We start from the raw sequence: 18,225 nt of genomic DNA, 5'->3' as shown, positions 1-18,225 counted from the left end.
AAGCAATGGAAAACCTACTTTTAGCCATTGATCCAGGTACTGTGGACTGGTCACGTGCACAGTTTGCGCTGACAGCTATCTATCACTGGCTTTTCGTTCCCTTGACACTGGGCTTAGCTGTCGTAATGGGAATCATGGAGACTTGTTATTATCGCACTCGGAAGGAGTTCTGGCGTACTGCAGCTCGCTTCTGGCAGCGATTGTTTGGTATTAACTTTGCCATGGGTGTTGCCACTGGTATCATCCTTGAGTTCGAGTTCGGAACTAACTGGAGCAACTATTCTTGGTTCGTTGGTGACATCTTTGGAGCACCACTTGCCATCGAGGGAATCCTGGCTTTCTTTATGGAGTCAACCTTTGTTGCTGTGATGTTCTTCGGTTGGAACAAGGTTTCAGCTGGCTTCCACCTCGCTTCAACATGGCTCACTGGATTAGGAGCAACTATCTCAGCATGGTGGATTCTCGTAGCAAACGCATGGATGCAGTATCCTATTGGTTGTACATTCAATCCCGATACGATGCGCAACGAGATGACCTCATTCCTCGACGTTGCATTGAGTCCATTCGCAATTGACAAGTTCACACATACTGTTACATCTTCTTGGGTATTAGGAGCAGCATTCACTGTTGCAGTAAGTTGCTGGTATCTGCTTCGCAAACGTCATATTGAACTTGCAAAAGCAAGTATCAAAGTGGGTGCAGCTGTTGGTCTTGTAGCCTCTCTTTTAGCAGGTTCTACAGGTCACAACTCTGCTTATATGGTAGCACAGTCACAGCCTATGAAGCTTGCAGCAATGGAAGCTCTCTATGAAGGAGGTAACGATCAGAGTTTAACAGCAGTAGCTTGGGTGAACCCATTCGACCAGCCCGACTATATGAAGCAGACCGAGCCACCTATGCGAATAGCGGTTCCTAACATGCTTTCTGTCCTTGCGACAAAAGATATGCATGGTTATGTCCCTGGCGTAAAGGATATTATTAAGGGTTATAAGAAGGCTGACGGCACACAGGAACCATCTCTGAAAGAGAAGCAAGAACGTGGTCGTAATGCCATTCAGGCCCTCAAAGACTATCGTGCAGGAAAGAACAAAGAGGCTAACCTCAAGGTTCTTGAAAAGGACATGAAGTACTTTGGCTATGGATACATCAAAGATGCTACGCAGATTGTACCATTCATTCCTATTAATTTCTGGTCATTCCGCATCATGGTTGGGCTTGGATGCCTTTTCATCGCTGTGTTTGCACTGATGTTGTTCATCGTTTATAGAAAAGACATTACCCGTTTTGGCTGGTTGCAGAAGGTAGGTATTGCACTCATCCCATTGGCTTATATTGCCAGTGAGTGTGGTTGGCTTGTTGCTGAATTTGGCCGTCAGCCTTGGACCATCCAGGACATGCTTCCAACATGGGCAGCAGTGAGCGACCTCTCAAGTGGCGGTATCGCATTCACCTTCTTCCTCTTCCTTGTTCTCTTTACTGCAATGTTAGCAGTCGAAGTAAGTATTATGTGTAAGCAAATTAAGAAAGGACCAGAACTATGACATACGATTTTCTGCAACACTACTGGTGGTTCATCATCTCACTTTTAGGTGGACTACTTGTCTTCCTACTTTTCGTACAGGGTGCAAACTCCATGATTTTTCAGTTAGGTAAGACTGAAGAAGAGCGTCGCATGCTCGTTAACTCAACAGGTCGTAAGTGGGAGTTCACCTTTACAACACTTGTAACATTCGGCGGAGCATTCTTTGCTTCATTCCCATTGTTCTATAGTACGAGTTTTGGTAGTGCTTATTGGGTATGGCTGTTGATACTTTTTACATTCATCATTCAGGCTGTCAGCTATGAGTTCCAGAACAAGGCTGGTAATATCTTTGGCGTTCGTACCTTCCAGATTGGATTGATTATCAATGGTATTCTTGGTCCATTGCTCTTAGGTGGAGCTGTTGCAACCTTCTTTACAGGTTCTAATTTCATAGTAGAGAAAGGTAACATTACTGACTTCATGCAGCCAGTTATCTCTCATTGGGCAAATGGTTCACGTGGACTTGATGTACTGCTCAATCCTTGGGTTGTTATCTTTGGTATTTCAGTAGTATTCCTTGCACGTATCCTCGGCACACTCTATATTAATAATAATGTGGACGATGACATCATCCGTGGACGTGTTCGAAAGCAACTGCTCGTTAACACCGTTCTCTTCTTACTGTTCTTCTTGCCTTTCCTGATTGTTACATTGGTTGGCGAGGGCTATGCAGTAAATGAAGCTGGCGTTATCGTTATGGAGCCAATGAAGTATCTGAGCAACTTATTAGCAATGTGGCCATTGGCTATCATTCTGCTTGTAGGTGTTGTTCTCTTGCTTTTTGGAATCGTTAAAACTGTTCTTAAGCCAGAGTATGTCCGTGGTATTTGGCCTGCAGGTATTGGTGTGGTATTGGTTGTTTTGGTCCTCTTCCTCATTGCAGGATGGAACAACACAGCTTATTATCCATCAACAGCCGACCTCCAAAGCTCATTGACACTTAAGAACAGCTCTTCAAGTGAGTTCACATTGAAGGCGATGTTCTATGTTAGCTTCCTTGTTCCATTCGTTTTAGCATACATAGTTTATGCTTGGCGAGCAATCGACAAGAAGGCTATTGACCGTAAGGAAATTGCTGAGGACGACCATGCTTACTAAGATATAGTACTCCTATTTTTTCCAGATAAATTCTAAAAGGGTGATAGAGGTATCCGATAACGGACTTCTATCGCCCTTTCTTCTTTCAGCGTATTAGCCACCCAAGGTTTAAGTAGATAAAGTGCATACGAATAGTCGTTCTTTAATACTGATAAACAACCATATCTAAATAAGAATACTCTCTGTATTACTCTGTAAAAAATAAACACACACTACTACATTTATCTATATCTCCATAGATGAACCTCAGTAATCATTTCACACCTCGAAAAAGTCTTTAAGACAGTAAAATAATATTACAGAGCATAAAACAAAACAACCTTAACGCAGGAGCATATCTTTTCTAACAACAAAGCTCATAACAGTCAATAAAACAGAATGTTATGAATAGCTTTGAAGAAGACGCTCTTCATGCCCCAAGAAGGGCGTGTTCAACACATAAGAGGGGCATGTTCTTAGACGCAGAAAAGCCTCTTCTTGTCTCCTCACTGAGCTTTTCTCGAATAAAGAAAGAAACTATCACTGAAACATCTTTACAATTCGCACTTACACATATAGTGTTTTTACTCCTTTTATCAATACTCTTGAAAAGGTACAACAATAATCTCACCCTCATCAGAGTATCAAATATTTGCATCTGTATAGAGTCCATATAAAACTGCAGTTTCTCCTCTACCTCTTACTTTCATTAGCTTAATCGATCCATTTCTCGAAACTTTCTAAAAAAAAGAAGTTGATATTTTGATTTAGAAAAGATGTTTTATATATTTGCAGAAAGCAACAGTATGAAATCAAAATTATTGATATTGTTTCTATTTATAGTTCAAATCCTATTCGGTAGTTGTACATCCAAAGTAAGCTATAATAGTCAAATAACAAACTATTATTATCGTAGCTTAGATGGGAGCCTAATCTATAATAGAGATGCTGACATGATACTTTTCGAATCATTCAAGACGAAAGGTAGTGGACTTGTCTTTGTTGACAAGGCTCTAAGAATAGTAAAAAAGTCAAAGAATTATCCCTTACAAGATAAAGATATTATGAAGTTTATCAAGGCTTACAAGAGATTAAACTTATCATATTGTCGTGTAGATAATGGAAAAATAATAAGAGTAATTTCTAAAGGCATTGACTATATAAAAATAAAGAAAGGCTATCACGATGGCTTATATCTTTTTGAAGAACATAAACAAGAGTATAAGTATGTAGGCAATGATTGGTATGTAAAGAAGATGTAAACTATTAAAAATGAGCTAATTTAGTGAATAATATCACAGTATGTCTGCTCATGAGTCCTTTTATCAATACACAAAACAACAGACAATATTATCAATGTTATTACATGTTCATCGAACATATCAAATGATATAGCAACTGGCCCTTTATTGCATCTACTCCCATTTCATTCGAAATTGTTTGAGTTCTCTATGGTAGTTGAAATCCATAACCACTCTTCCTCTGCGTACTGACAAAAAGAGATCAAACTTAAAACCAATTTTGCTGTCATTGCTATCAGTCAAAGTCAACACTTAACACGTTATTTACAGTACTGTTACGTAAAATGTTAAAAGTGACAGCAACTTAAAACAAAACTTTTCTTGTATATTTTGCTATAATATTTCACTTGTTTGAAGACCTAAATCACGTCGCCTATCAGAAGATTTTTATCTCGATGGAAGCATTACAAACAATGCTTTACTTCCCTTTATTATCCTCAATCTCACCTATCTTTCGCGTAGAATTGTCAGCTAATACGTCATTAACAATATTAGTCAACTGCTCTTTCAGTTCGTTGATAAATTGAGAGGCATCATACTTTTTAGCTTCAATATCACGGAGTTTCTTCTCCCAGATACCCGTCAATTCGGCTGATGTAAGAAGTTTCTCGTGAATCGAATCAATAAGTGCAATACCTGTCTCTGTAGCCTCTATATTCTTTCTTTTACGGCGGATATAGTGGCGTTTGAAGAGCGTCTCAATAATTCCTGCACGTGAAGAAGGTCGACCGATACCGTTCTCTTTCATGGCAGCACGCAGTGTTTCGTCCTCAACAAGCTTACCAGCCGTTTCCATTGCACGGAGTAAAGAGGCCTCAGTGTAGTGCTTTGGTGGAGTAGTAAGCTTTTCTGTTAGAGTAGGGGTGTGCGGTCCTGATTCGCCTTTCTTAAAGTTTGGTAGTAATGGTGAGCCAGTAGCTGCTCCTTCCTGTCCCTCATCCAATGGGGTAGAGGAAGTACCTGCTGACGTATCTATGCATACTCTCCAACCTAAATCCAAGATTTCTTTGCCAGAGACCTTAAACTCTATTTTATCCACCTCACCTAATACCGTTGTCGTAGAGAACTTACAATCAGGATAGAAAGCAGCGATAAAGCGGCGAGCAATGAGATCATATACCTTCTGTTCAGCATCTGTCAGCCCTTGTGGTAGTACACCTGTCGGGATGATAGCATGGTGATCCGTCACTTTTGAGGAGTCAAAGACACGCTTTGTCTTAGTTAAAGGCTTGCCACCCAACGCCTTTACGATGTCAGCATAAGGCTTTTTACCAGCAAAGGCAGTCTGAAAGAGTCCGTTCATAATCTGTGGACACTTTGGATAAATATCATCAGAAAGGAATTGTGTGTCAACACGTGGATAAGTAGTAAGCTTGCGTTCGTATAGAGTCTGAATTGTATTAAGTGTCATCTCAGCAGAGAAGCCAAACTTACGGTTACAATCAACCTGTAGAGAAGTGAGGTCATAAAGCTGTTTGGGCAGTTCAGAACCTTTCTTCTTAGTGACACTTGTAATAGTAAAAGGCTTTCCCTCAATCGTAGAGAAAGCTTTTTGGCCCTCTTCCTTAGAGGTGAACTTACCCTTTGTAGCCGTAAACTGTGTGTCACGATAGACTGTAGCCAATACCCAATAAGGTTCTGGCTTAAAGTTATCTATCTCCTTCTGTCGCTCAACGATGAGTGCTAAGGTTGGTGTCTGAACTCGACCAATGGACAACACTTGTCCTCTACCATAGCTATTATTGCCATACTTTAACGTATAAAGGCGTGTTGCATTCATTCCCAAAAGCCAATCACCGATAGCACGAGACAAGCCAGCTAAGTAGAGGGGTTGATATTGCGCTTCGTCTCTGAGGTTGGCAAATCCCTCACGAATAGCATCGTCCGTCATAGACGAAATCCAAAGTCGTCTTACAGGACACTTTACTCCCGCTTTCTGCATAACCCATCGTTGGATTAACTCACCTTCCTGACCAGCATCACCACAATTGATAATCTCGTCAGCAGCCTGAAAAAGACCTTTTATAACATCAAATTGTTTTTTTATTCCTTCGTCTTCAATCAGCTTAATACCAAAGCGTGAAGGAATCATGGGCAGAGACCCAAGGCTCCAATATTTCCAGTTACGGGTATAGTCATGTGGTTCCTTTAGCTCACAAAGGTGGCCAAAGGTCCATGTTACTTGGTATCCATTGCCCTCCATATACCCGTTACGTGTGCTATTCGCACCAAGGATACGAGCAATATCTTTAGCTACACTTGGTTTCTCGGCTATGCAAACTTTCATGCTTTATACTATATCAAATCTCTTCCTATACCTTACACTCCCTCTTTTCACCTTTGCAAAGGTAAGAAAAATATTCGATAGGAGACCTAAACTGTTTTTCATACCTATCTTTTTTTGCGTTTTTCTTTTTCTATCTAAGTTATTTTATCTAAATTTGTAGCAAAGAAACGAACAAGAAAAGATAAAATTATGAGAGTTGGACTCTTTATCCCATGCTACGTCGATGCACTCTACCCACATGTAGGCGTAGCAACCTATAAGCTTTTGAAAAAGCTTAAAGTAGATGTAGTCTATCCCGAACGCCAGACATGTTGTGGTCAGCCTATGGCAAACGGTGGTTTCCAGCGTATGTCTGATCATCTCGCTGAGCGTTTTGAGGATAAGTTTAAGGATTTCGATTATGTAGTTATACCAAGTGTATCTTGTGCTGCTTTTGTGCGTGTTAATTATCCACAGATACTCGACCATGAGTGTCAGACCCCTAAGAAGACAGTGGAGTTAGTAGAGTTCTTACATGATGTTTTGAAGGTAAAGGAACTCCCTGGAAGTTTTCCTCATGTCGTATCAGTTCATAACTCTTGCCATGGTGTACGTGAGTTAACCCTTAGTACGCCTTCAGAGTTGCAAGAGAAACCTGCTAATAAGATAGTTGAGTTATTAAAACTAAAGGAAGGTATTACCGTAAAAGAACCTGATCGTAAGGACGAGTGCTGTGGTTTTGGTGGTATGTTTGCTGTCGAAGAGGCTTATGTTAGCACAGCTATGGGTACCGATAAGGTGAAACGTCACATGGATACAGGTGCTGAGATTATTACAGGTTCGGATAGTTCATGCTTAATGCACATGCAGGGCATAGTAGCAAAGAACCATTATCCAATCAAGTTCATGCACGTAGCTGAAATCTTGGCTGCAGGTTTATGATATATATAAAAGGTTTATAAAAGGACAACAAAGTTATGTCAACATATCATTCAAAAAGAGCAAAAGAGTTTCTGAAGAACCCTAAGAAGGTTGAAAGACACGACCGCACATTCTGGTCATTACGTCAGAAACGAGATGCTGCTGCGGCTCAGCTACCAGAATGGGAGGACTTACGCGAGCATGCAAGTCGTATTAAAGAACACACCGCAACCCATTTAGCAGACTATTTAGAGCAATTCACCAATAGTCTGGAGCGTAATGGTGTTATCGTTCATTTTGCTAAAGATGCACAGGAGTTCAATGAAATGGTGTATGGGATACTTGAGTCTCATAAAGTAAAGAAGCTCGTTAAGTCTAAATCTATGCTTACCGAGGAGTGTGAGATGAATCCTTATCTTATTAAAAGAGGTATCAATGTGGTTGAGTCCGACCTTGGTGAGCGTATTCTCCAACTCATGCATCTGAAACCAGCACATATCGTTATGCCAGCTATCCACCTGACTCGTGATGAGATAGGGGAGATGTTTGAAGAAAAAGGAATATCAAAAGAGAAAGGCAATCACGACCCAGCTTATCTTACACGTTGTGCACGTGAGAACCTTCGAGGTGATTTTATGGATGCAGAAGCAGGATTGACGGGTTGTAACTTCGGCGTTGCTGCAACAGGAGATTGTGTTGTCTGCACTAATGAAGGTAATGCCGACATGTCAACTTCAGTACCTAAATTACATATTGTTGCCATGGGTATTGAGAAAGTTATTCCTGATTATGATTCTTTAGCAGTGTTCCAACGCTTATTGGCACGTAGCGGTACGGGACAGCCATCAACTGCCTTTACCTCTCAATTCCGTAAGGCTCGACCAGGAGGTGAGATGCATGTAATATTAGTAGACAATGGTCGTAGTGACATGATTGCTAATAAAGAACATTGGATGACATTGAAGTGTATTCGATGTGGTGCATGTATGAATACTTGCCCTGTATATCGTCGTTCAGGAGGTTATTCATATAGTTACTTTATTCCAGGTCCTATTGGAGTTAATCTTGGTATGCTAAAGAATCCAAAACAGCACAGTGGTAATGTGTCAGCATGCTCATTATGTTTGAGTTGTGATTGTGTTTGTCCTGCAAAGGTAACTCCTGGTAGTCAGATTTATCGCTGGCGTCAGAGCCTTGAAACGTATGGAACAGAGAACAAAGAGAAGAAGGTGATGGCAGAAGGAATGAAAGTTGTTTACGAAAACTATCATATTTATGATGCGTTACTTCGTAATTCATCAGTAGCCAATCACATACCAGAATCGCTAATGGATATAAAGCTTAATCCATGGAGCATTGGTCATACAATGCCAAAGTTTGCGAAAAAACCTTTCCATGTCATATTTAAGCACGCAATGGAGGAACTGAAACATGAATAAAGAAGAACTATTTAATAAATTGCGTCGCAATACTAAACAACATTTTGATATGCCTGAGAAAATGATGGAAGGTATTAAATATCAAGATGTAGTACAGCAGTTCATTGAGATGAGCCACACTGTTGGTTGTGAAGTTATTGAAGCAAAGGCTGATGATGATATCAATGAGTTGATACAAAAGGCTTATCCAGATGCAAAAGTATTAGCTTCTAACGTAGAAGGGATAAAGGCAGACCTTAATCCTGATACCGTTGCTAAGGCACAAGACCTAAACGGAACGGATGTCGGCATTATCCAAGGCGATATTGCTGTGGCTGAGAATGGATGTGTATGGGTACCACAAACGATGAAAGAAAGGGTCGTTTGTTTTATCTCAGAGAATCTTGTTATTCTCGTACAACGTGATAAAATCGTCAATAACATGCACGAGGCTTACAAGAAAATTCACATGACTGATTATGGTTATGGCTGCTTTATATCAGGTCCGAGCAAGACTGCAGATATCGAACAAGCGCTTGTTATGGGTGCACAGGCAGCCAGAGGTGTTACTGTCATCATAATGTGATAAACGTTAATTTTGTCAAAAAGAGAAATATAACGAGTCGTTAGGGGATGATTACGACTTTTTTTATTAACTTTGCAAGGAGAAAAGAAAGTTAAAAATATAACTGATTTTTAATAAACACATAAGTTATGAAGATTGAAAAAGTACATGCTCGCGAGATTATGGACTCACGTGGCAATCCTACAGTTGAAGTAGAGGTAACTCTTGAAAATGGTGTAATGGGTCGTGCAAGCGTTCCATCTGGTGCATCTACCGGTGAGAATGAGGCTCTTGAGCTTCGTGATGGTGACAAGAACCGTTTCTTGGGTAAGGGTGTCCTCAAGGCAGTTGAGAACGTAAACAACGTTATCGCTCCTGCATTGAAGGGTGACTGCGTGCTGAACCAGCGTGCAATCGACTATAAGATGATTGAACTTGATGGTACTCCTACAAAGAGTAAGCTCGGTGCTAACGCTATCCTTGGCGTTTCTTTGGCAGTAGCTCAGACAGCTGCTAAGGCATTGAATATTCCTTTGTATCGTTACATCGGTGGTGCTAATACTTACGTATTGCCAGTACCAATGATGAACATCATCAACGGTGGTGCTCACTCTGATGCACCTATCGCTTTCCAGGAGTTCATGATTCGTCCTGTTGGTGCTCCTTCTGAGAAGGAAGGTATCCGTATGGGTGCTGAGGTGTTCCACGCTCTTGCTAAGCTTTTGAAGAAACGTGGTCTCTCTACTGCAGTAGGTGATGAGGGTGGTTTTGCTCCTAAGTTCGATGGTATTGAGGATGCACTTGACTCTATCATTCAGGCTATCAAGGATGCTGGTTACGAGCCAGGTAAGGATGTTAAGATTGCAATGGACTGTGCTGCTTCTGAGTTCGCTGTATGCGAGGATGGTAAGTGGTTCTATGACTATCGTCAGTTGAAGAATGGTATGCCAAAGGATCCTAATGGTAAGAAGCTTAGCGCTGATGAGCAGATTGCTTATCTCGAGCACCTTATCACAAAGTATCCTATCGACTCTATCGAGGATGGTCTCGATGAGAACGACTGGGAGAACTGGGTTAAGTTGACATCTACTATCGGTGACCGTTGTCAGCTCGTTGGTGATGACCTGTTCGTAACTAACGTTAAGTTCCTTGAGAAGGGTATCAAAATGGGTGCAGCTAACTCTATCCTTATTAAGGTTAACCAGATTGGTTCATTGACAGAGACTCTTGAGGCTATCGAAATGGCTCATCGTCATGGTTACACAACTGTAACTTCACACCGTTCTGGTGAGACAGAGGATACAACTATCGCTGACATCGCTGTTGCAACAAACTCTGGCCAGATTAAGACTGGTTCAATGTCACGTACAGACCGTATGGCTAAGTACAACCAGCTCATCCGCATTGAGGAAGAACTCGGTCGTTGCGCTAAGTACGGCTATACTAAGTTGAAGTAATTTATTTAGTCAATGAAACTTGATTGAGTAAAATAAATATGAAAAGAGGTATTTGTCTTTCAAAGGCAATTACCTCTTTCTTTTATTATAATAATGTTCCATAGGGCATTTAACTCACGTCAGTCATTAACTTTATCAGCCTTTCAAATCTTCTCTTTCAGTTACTTTCATTGATGTTACATCTCATTATAAACGATTAAAAGAACTGCCTGCACTCTTTATTTATCATAATGACCATTATTTTAAGAAAGGCCTTTTTAAGAAGAAATGAACATTCAACTAAGATTATATAGTGTCTCTGAAATTGTTATTAGTCATGCTCTTAGAACTTAATTATCTACTAAATTAAATAAAAGATAAATATTTAATAGCATATTCTTGGTGATGTAAATTATAACATATAATTTTGCTATCTGGTTATCATTATGCCTTATAAAGCTTCATCGTTAGTATATAACAATCTTAAAAAAGTAACTATATAGCTAAAACACAATATAACCTCTAGCTATAATAACAAAATACTTACAAACGAAAAGACGATAAATGAAAAAAGGAAATCAGTTACAAATATAATACGGAATTTTTTTATGGAGTTCTGTGAGAAAGAAACTTTGTACCATTTCAATTATTGTTTTTATACTAATGTTGCTAGTAGCTAATGTTTATTTAGCCATAAATGCCATGGGAGCATTATCTGAACACGCATCAGCTAAAAGTGTTGTGCATTTAATTTTTTCTGTTCTTCAATTGGGTTGTTGTCTTACAGCCTCAATAGCAATGAGTGTTAAGACAAAAGAATCAAGGAGAATGATCTCGCCTTATCAAGAGTTTAGAATGCGATGGACTCTTTTCATATTACTACCTTTCTTATTTTATATACTTACTGCATATTTCTTTGACGGATTACAAAAACATTACATCTGAAGAGAACGAATAAAGGCTTGCTAAGTAAGTATATTTGGTCTTATATCAATCTTCATACTTATACTTGAAATAACTTACCCTACCATTAATTATCACATACCCTAATAGAGCAAAAAAAAAGAAAATCGGAACTGTAACAGTCCCGATTTCATTGTTCTATATTAGTAGAATCGTCTCTTTTATGAAGCTAAGATGATATATCCATCTTATGCATATAATAAAAGACTAAACTATATTTCTGCAAAGTCAATAATTCTAATCAATATTATAGTTATGTAAATCAACAAACTTACCACGCTGGCGACGTTCTTCAATCATGCGCTCCAGCTTTGCTCTACGGTGTGGAGCAATCCATTTTCTAGCAAAGATATTAGGAATTGCAACACCCAAAGCTATACAAAATAACACCAATGAGCCATTAATAGCAAAGGACATAGCACTTGTAACTTCCCCAACAATACCCTGCAACTCCATGAATCCATAAAGTGCACGATACATTAATACTCCTGGAACGATAGGAATAACAGCTGGAATAGTAATACACTGGTGTGGAGTGTGGAAAATATGAACAGCCTTAATATTAATGAGTGATATCAATGCAGACCCACATAAAGAACCAACAACAAGTCCCAAGCCTAAGCCAACATTTCCTGATTCAGGGGTAAGATATACAAAGTTACGAGTACAGACACATATTACACCACCAACTGCTATCCAAGGCATCAAACGATATGGAATGTTATAAATCGTCGCAAACCCCACTGCAGAGATTGCTGCAGCTATTGCATAAACTGAGAAAGAATGGTGAGGTACTGTTGGAAGGGTCTTTACAAAACCATCAAAACAGCCACATTTTATTGCCAACATAATACCAAATGCCATTGAAACGACAATGAGCAATGTGTTTGTGGCTCGCACTAAACCAGTATTTATATGATTGTCTAACAAGTCATTAACAGCATTTATCAAAGGAACTCCAGGTACAATATATAGTGCACAAGCCAAAAGAGGATGCCAAGGAGTTTCAGAATGAAGATAAGGACGGATAAACTCAGGGAGTGCCATCTGAACTGAAGGAGAAGAAAGAAAAGACGATAACCAGGCTAAAATCGTACTTACAAAAGCAGCAATAGCAAAATTAGCATACAAATTAGAACCAGAATGATTCAAAAACATACGTAAGCGATTACCCAAAATAGCAGCTATAGAAGCATAGAAGAATGCTGTCCAGTCACAACCAAACTGTATACAGAATCCACCACAGGCAAGACCAGCACCAATAGCAATAACCCATTCGGTGTAATAATGTCTACCATGAGCAATCTTCTCAAGTTCTTCCTCATATTTCTCTATTGAGTAATCTTCCTGAATAGCACGCCATGAGAGTTTAGAAACCTCCTGAATAGCAAGCAGATTAATTACATGCTTGTCACAACGTTGCATTTTAGAAAAACTGTGAGCTTCGTCACTTATGTTCACCTGCAACATATAATAATCAACATTAATGTGCAGGTTCTCCTTAGGAAGACCCAAATATGCAGCAGTACGTTCCAAGTTGCGTTTCACACGACTCGTATCTGCAGAACTTTCCATTAATATCTGTCCTGTACGAAGGAGCAAATCAAGTTTCTTACGAAGGATTCTCTTGGAACTATCAGTCTGTTTTCCGTCCATATAAAACAATCTATTTACTTAACTTAAAATCGTTTGCAAAGGTACAATATATTATTTGCATATTAGTATTACATCAAAGAAATCTATATCTTAAAATATCAGTTTTATCAGGAAAAAGTAAAGAAACAGTAATTCAAATTATGAGATACTCTCCCTACATATCAAAGCTTGAACATCGTTTTACGGATATTATCCTTTGCTATAACAGGTTTTATAGCCTCTGAAAAAGGAATATCTGAAGGCGTAACACATTCTACTTGAGAGAAGCCTGCACTGAGTAAAGAAGAAACATCTACTACCCTACCCGCTATGAGTACAACAGGAATATTTTTTGCGAAGCCCATATTCTAAGACTTTTACAGGTAGTTTCCCCATTAGTGTTTGAGCATCAGCACTCCCCTCCCCTGTTATGATTAAATCAGCTTTATCTATGATAGCATCGAAATTGATAGTTTCAAAAAGTACATCAACCCCCGACTGTATTTTTGCATTCATAAATTGAAGGAAGGCATAACCTAATCCACCAGCAGCTCCAGCACCTTTGTCAAAAACATGATCTACCCCTAATTGCACAGAGGCCATACGTGAAAAAGTACGAGCTCGACGATCCAAGTAGCCTATCATCTCGGTTGTTGCGCCCTTTTGTGGACCAAAGACAGCTGCCGCTCCATGCTCTCCATAGAGCGGATTACTGACGTCTGAAGCTAAAGTAACATCTAAATTATGTAAGATCTTATCACGCCAGCTATTTCCTAAAATATTCTTTAAGGCAGTTAACATCCCAAGTCCACAATCACTTGTAGCAGACCCTCCAAGACCAATAATAAACTTCTTATACCCTTTCTGCAGGGCGTCAGCTAAAAGCTCACCAACTCCATAAGTTGTTGCACGTAATGGGTTAAGTTCTTGATTATTAATTAGGTTGATACCACAAGACAATGCTGTTTCAATGATTATAGTATTATCAGAACGAACACCATAGCTGGCATGAATAGGGCGCATGAGTGCATCATGACATTCGACAAAGACCCTTTCACAGTCAGACAACTGTAAAAATACTTCTAACATACCATCTCCACCATCGGTAACAGGAACCTTGACAACCTCTATCCCCTGCCATCGCTCATTGAGGCCATGTTCGGCAGCCTCCTCCGCTTCCAATGAGGATAAGCAGCCCTTAAAACTATCAATTGCTAAAATAATACGCTTCATAATGCCTACAAAGTTATTAAGAATTCATTAATAATTTGGAGTTTACATCTATTATATATATCTTTGCAAGTAAATACTGATTAGATATCTTATATATGAAACAATTTTTCAAGTTCGTCTTTGCTTCTTTTTTCGGAATGATGTTGTTTAGCATCGTTACAGGTTTCTTTGCTCTTTGTGCCATTGTTGGCATGATTACGTCACAAGATGCCACAAAAGAACCAGAAGAAAACTCTGTACTGGTATTGAACCTTTCAGGACAACTATCCGAAAGAAGTGATAATAATTTTCTTAGTCAGCTACAAGGTACTCAAGTAAATAGTCTGGGACTTGACAATCTGATTGAAGGTGTCAAAAAAGCAAAAGACAATGATAATATCAAAGGAATATACATCGAGGCTGGTGCCTTTGCTGCTGATTCATACGCATCAATGCAAGCTCTTCGCAATGCACTGTTAGATTTCAAGAAAAGCAGGAAGTGGATTATCGCATACGCAGACACTTACACACAAGGAACATACTATCTTTCGTCTGTTGCAGATAAGGTTTATCTTAATCCACAAGGTCAGATTGATTGGCATGGACTTGCTTCTGAGCCCGTGTTTATCAAAGATCTCTTGGCAAAGTTTGGTGTTAAGATGCAGGTTGTTAAGGTGGGTGCCTACAAGAGTGCTACTGAAATGTTCACTGGCGACAAGATGAGCGATGCCAACCGTGAGCAAACATCAGCTTATCTAAATAGTATTTGGGGCAATATCACAAAAGAGGTTGGTGCAAGCAGAGGATTATCTGTAGCACAGTTGAACGCCTATGCTGATAGTATGATTACCTTTGCAGATCCACAAGAATATGTTAAACTTAAACTTGTTGATGGCTTATTATATACTGACCAAATAAAGACTGTTGTCAAGAAACAGTTAGGGATTGATGCTGACGACGATATCGAACAGGTTACAATCGCTGACATGGTGAATACGGAAGCGAAGAACCAAGGTGATGAAAACAACAAAGTGGCTGTTTATTACGCTTATGGCGACATTGTAGATGGTGCCGTAGGAGGTCTTTTCTCACAAGGTCACCAGATTGATGCCCAAGTAGTTTGTAAAGACTTAGCGGATTTAGCGAAAGATAAAGACGTAAAAGCAGTTGTCATACGTATCAATTCTGGTGGTGGTTCGGCTTACGCATCAGAACAGATATGGCACCAGATTATGGAAATGAAGAAGTTAAAACCAGTTGTTGTAAGCATGGGAGGAATGGCTGCATCGGGTGGTTATTATATGTCGGCACCAGCAAACTGGATTGTCGCTGAGCCTACAACAATCACTGGCTCAATAGGTATCTTTGGTATGTTCCCCGACGTAAGCAATCTCTTTAGGGAGAAATTGGGACTGAAATTTGATGAGGTAAAGACCAACAAGTATGCTGATTTTGGCACACGTGCACGTCCTTTCACTGAAGAAGAGATGTCATATCTTAGCCAGTATGTGAACAGAGGTTATAAACTCTTCCGTCATCGTGTTGCGGAAGGACGCAAGATGACAGATAATCAAGTGGAGAAAATTGCACAGGGACACGTATTCACAGGACAAGATGCGCAGAAGATTGGACTCGTTGATCAACTTGGTGGATTAGATGTTGCAGTTGCAAAAGCTGCTCAACTTGCTAAACTACCAAATTACAGGACATCAGCATATCCAGAGGCTGACGACGTCTTGGACCAGATACTAAAGCAGGTAAAACCTGACACCTATCTGAGCGATGAACTACGTGCAAACTTAGGCGACTATTATGAGCCATTTACACTTTTGAAGACAATTAATCAACAAAGTGCTATTCAGGCTCGTCTGCCTTTTTATCCTAACATCCATTAATTAGATATGGAAGGAGATCACATCAAAATAAACAAATGGCTCATACCGCTTAGCTGGCTCTATGGATTGGGAGTTGGTCTGCGCAACGAGCTATTTGAGTTGAATATTCTTAAGACACGACGATTTGGCATCCCTGTTATATCTGTCGGGAACATCACTGTTGGGGGTTCTGGAAAGACCCCTCATGTAGAGTATCTTATCCGATTATTGAAAGATAAGATGAAGGTTGCTGTACTTTCCCGTGGATATAAACGTAAAAGTCGTGGCTATGTTTTGGCTGACGAGAACACACCCATGCGCGAGATTGGAGACGAACCTTATCAGATGAAGACAAAGTTTCCTGACATTTGCGTTGCAGTAGACAAGAATCGTTGTGAAGGAATAGACAGGTTAACATCTGATGAAGAGACAAAGGATGTTGATGTTATCCTATTAGACGATGCTTTTCAGCATCGTTATGTACAACCAGGAATTAATATTCTATTAGTTGATTATCATCGATTAATCATCTATGACAAGCTCCTTCCTGCTGGTCGACTTCGTGAACCATTGTCAGGAAAGAATCGCGCAGACATAGTAATTATCACCAAATGTCCTAAAAGTCTTAATCCTATAGACTATCGTGTGTTGAGTAAAGCAATGGAGCTTTACCCTTTTCAACAGCTTTATTTCACTACTTTAGATTATTGTGATTTAGAGCCTATCTTCAGTAAGACACGAAACATACCACTTACAGAGATAAGAGGAAAGAATATTTTGCTGCTTGCAGGTATCATGTCGCCTAAACAGTTAGAGTTAGATTTGAACTCTTTTACAGGTAACAATGCACTGACAACCCTCTCTTTCCCCGACCATCACGCATTTACAACAAAGGATATAAACCGAATAAATGAGACTTTTGCAAAAATGCCTGAGCCTAAGTTGATTGTCACAACAGAGAAAGATAAGGCACGACTAATCGATGTTGAGAAATTATCAGAAGAAGTAAAAGCGAACATATATTCGCTCCCGATTAAAGTAAGCTTTATGCTTGATAAGGGAGAGACATTTAATCAAAAAATCATATCTTATGTACGAAAAAATTCAAGAAACAGCATCTTGGCTAAAAGAGAGGATGACCACAAGTCCAAAGACAGCCATCATTCTGGGCACAGGCCTCGGACAATTAGCTTCAGAGATAACTGATAGTTATGCCTTCTCATATCAAGATATACCTAATTTCCCTGTATCTACTGTAGAAGGTCACGCTGGAAAACTTATATTCGGTAAGCTTGGAGATAAAGATATCATGGCCATGGAGGGGCGTTTCCATTTCTATGAAGGATATAATATGAAGGATGTTACCTTCCCCATCCGTGTCATGCACGAATTAGGTATTGAGACATTATTTGTTTCTAACGCTTCTGGCGGTATGAACCCTTCGTTTAAGATTGGCGATTTAATGATTATTACCGATCATATTAATATGTTTCCAGAGCACCCACTACGTGGACGAAATTTCCCAACAGGTCCTCGTTTCCCTGACATGCACGAGGCTTACGACCATAAACTTATAGAACTTGCAGACACTATTGCCAAAGAAAAGAATATCAGAGTTATGCATGGAGTGTATATGGGAGTACAGGGTCCTACCTTCGAGACACCTGCAGAATATCGTATGTACCATAAGATGGGGGGTGATGCAGTAGGAATGAGCACTGTGCCAGAGGTTATCGTTGCTCGACACAGTGGTATAAAGGTATTTGGTATCAGTGTGATTACCGACCTTGGCGGCTTTGATGTACCAGTAAAGGTCAGCCACGAAGAAGTTCAGGAGGCTGCTAATGCAGCACAACCACGTATGACAGAAATCATGCGTGAAATGATTAAGCGCTCATAACACATATTTAATAAGACTATATCAAGACGTTCTTTAATCTATAAGCAAATAGATAAAGAACGTCTTAGACTTTTT

General features: G+C 39.7%; 13 protein-coding genes. 10 read left to right on the top strand and 3 right to left on the bottom strand.

What is annotated here, in order from left to right:
• Positions 1 to 5: 5 nt before the first annotated feature.
• From HMPREF0666_RS04425 to HMPREF0666_RS04410, 3 genes are all read left to right on the top strand, one after another.
• A complete protein-coding gene (locus tag HMPREF0666_RS04425; RefSeq protein ID WP_009011131.1) occupies positions 6 to 1,541 on the top strand; it encodes a cytochrome ubiquinol oxidase subunit I in 1,536 nt (511 codons plus the stop codon).
• Entirely contained in the window at positions 1,538 to 2,680 is a 1,143-nt protein-coding gene (locus HMPREF0666_RS04420) for a cytochrome d ubiquinol oxidase subunit II (RefSeq protein ID WP_009011130.1), read from the top strand. The genes HMPREF0666_RS04425 and HMPREF0666_RS04420 overlap by 4 nt, the downstream gene beginning before the upstream one ends.
• Positions 2,681 to 3,465: 785 nt before the next feature.
• Positions 3,466 to 3,921 carry a hypothetical protein gene (locus HMPREF0666_RS04410; protein ID WP_157600240.1) on the top strand — a complete coding sequence of 152 codons (456 nt, stop codon included), beginning with the start codon at positions 3,466 to 3,468 and terminating at the stop codon, positions 3,919 to 3,921.
• Positions 3,922 to 4,378: 457 nt separating this feature from the next.
• On the opposite strand, the gene HMPREF0666_RS04405 is transcribed toward HMPREF0666_RS04410, so the two are convergent.
• Positions 4,379 to 6,247, bottom strand: a complete 1,869-nt coding sequence (locus HMPREF0666_RS04405; protein WP_009011127.1) for a DNA topoisomerase 3 — start codon at positions 6,245 to 6,247, stop codon at positions 4,379 to 4,381.
• Positions 6,248 to 6,436: 189 nt separating this feature from the next.
• Between HMPREF0666_RS04405 and HMPREF0666_RS04400 the strand changes: the two genes are divergently transcribed.
• The 4 genes from HMPREF0666_RS04400 (at position 6,437) to eno (ending at position 10,587) form a co-directional block, all read left to right on the top strand.
• Positions 6,437 to 7,168: a (Fe-S)-binding protein gene (locus HMPREF0666_RS04400; protein WP_009011126.1), complete on the top strand. Its 732-nt coding sequence runs from the start codon at positions 6,437 to 6,439 to the stop codon at positions 7,166 to 7,168.
• A 35-nt stretch (positions 7,169 to 7,203) separates the two neighbouring features.
• Entirely contained in the window at positions 7,204 to 8,586 is a 1,383-nt protein-coding gene (locus HMPREF0666_RS04395) for a lactate utilization protein B (RefSeq protein WP_009011125.1), read from the top strand.
• Positions 8,579 to 9,151: an LUD domain-containing protein gene (locus HMPREF0666_RS04390; RefSeq protein ID WP_042856002.1), complete on the top strand. Its 573-nt coding sequence runs from the start codon at positions 8,579 to 8,581 to the stop codon at positions 9,149 to 9,151. The genes HMPREF0666_RS04395 and HMPREF0666_RS04390 overlap by 8 nt, the downstream gene beginning before the upstream one ends.
• A gap of 128 nt (positions 9,152 to 9,279) precedes the next feature.
• Positions 9,280 to 10,587 (top strand): phosphopyruvate hydratase, encoded by a 1,308-nt coding sequence (gene eno, locus HMPREF0666_RS04385; RefSeq protein ID WP_009011123.1) that lies wholly within the window; start codon positions 9,280 to 9,282, stop codon positions 10,585 to 10,587.
• A gap of 1,179 nt (positions 10,588 to 11,766) precedes the next feature.
• On the opposite strand, the gene HMPREF0666_RS04375 is transcribed toward eno, so the two are convergent.
• Together HMPREF0666_RS04375 and HMPREF0666_RS04370 are read right to left on the bottom strand one after the other, a co-directional pair.
• The gene (locus HMPREF0666_RS04375) at positions 11,767 to 13,185 is read right to left on the bottom strand and encodes a threonine/serine exporter ThrE family protein (protein WP_009011122.1); all 1,419 of its coding nucleotides are present in this window, start codon (positions 13,183 to 13,185) and stop codon (positions 11,767 to 11,769) included.
• A 300-nt stretch (positions 13,186 to 13,485) separates the two neighbouring features.
• Positions 13,486 to 14,397 carry a glycerate kinase gene (locus HMPREF0666_RS04370; protein WP_009011120.1) on the bottom strand — a complete coding sequence of 304 codons (912 nt, stop codon included), beginning with the start codon at positions 14,395 to 14,397 and terminating at the stop codon, positions 13,486 to 13,488.
• A gap of 95 nt (positions 14,398 to 14,492) precedes the next feature.
• Between HMPREF0666_RS04370 and sppA the strand changes: the two genes are divergently transcribed.
• The 3 genes from sppA to HMPREF0666_RS04355 are packed head-to-tail and all read left to right on the top strand — an operon-like array spanning position 14,493 to position 18,150.
• Positions 14,493 to 16,271 (top strand): signal peptide peptidase SppA, encoded by a 1,779-nt coding sequence (gene sppA / locus HMPREF0666_RS04365; protein ID WP_009011119.1) that lies wholly within the window; start codon positions 14,493 to 14,495, stop codon positions 16,269 to 16,271.
• Between the two features lie 6 nt (positions 16,272 to 16,277).
• Complete coding sequence (gene lpxK / locus HMPREF0666_RS04360) at positions 16,278 to 17,456, top strand: tetraacyldisaccharide 4'-kinase (RefSeq protein WP_009011118.1); 1,179 nt, start codon at positions 16,278 to 16,280, stop codon at positions 17,454 to 17,456.
• The gene (locus tag HMPREF0666_RS04355; RefSeq protein ID WP_042856000.1) at positions 17,386 to 18,150 is read left to right on the top strand and encodes a purine-nucleoside phosphorylase; all 765 of its coding nucleotides are present in this window, start codon (positions 17,386 to 17,388) and stop codon (positions 18,148 to 18,150) included. The genes lpxK and HMPREF0666_RS04355 overlap by 71 nt, the downstream gene beginning before the upstream one ends.
• Positions 18,151 to 18,225: the final 75 nt, after the last annotated feature.

Source organism: Prevotella sp. C561 (assembly GCF_000224595.1).
Taxonomy (GTDB): Bacteria; Bacteroidota; Bacteroidia; order Bacteroidales; family Bacteroidaceae; genus Prevotella; species Prevotella jejuni.
This window is presented reverse-complemented; position numbering and strand designations above follow the sequence as displayed.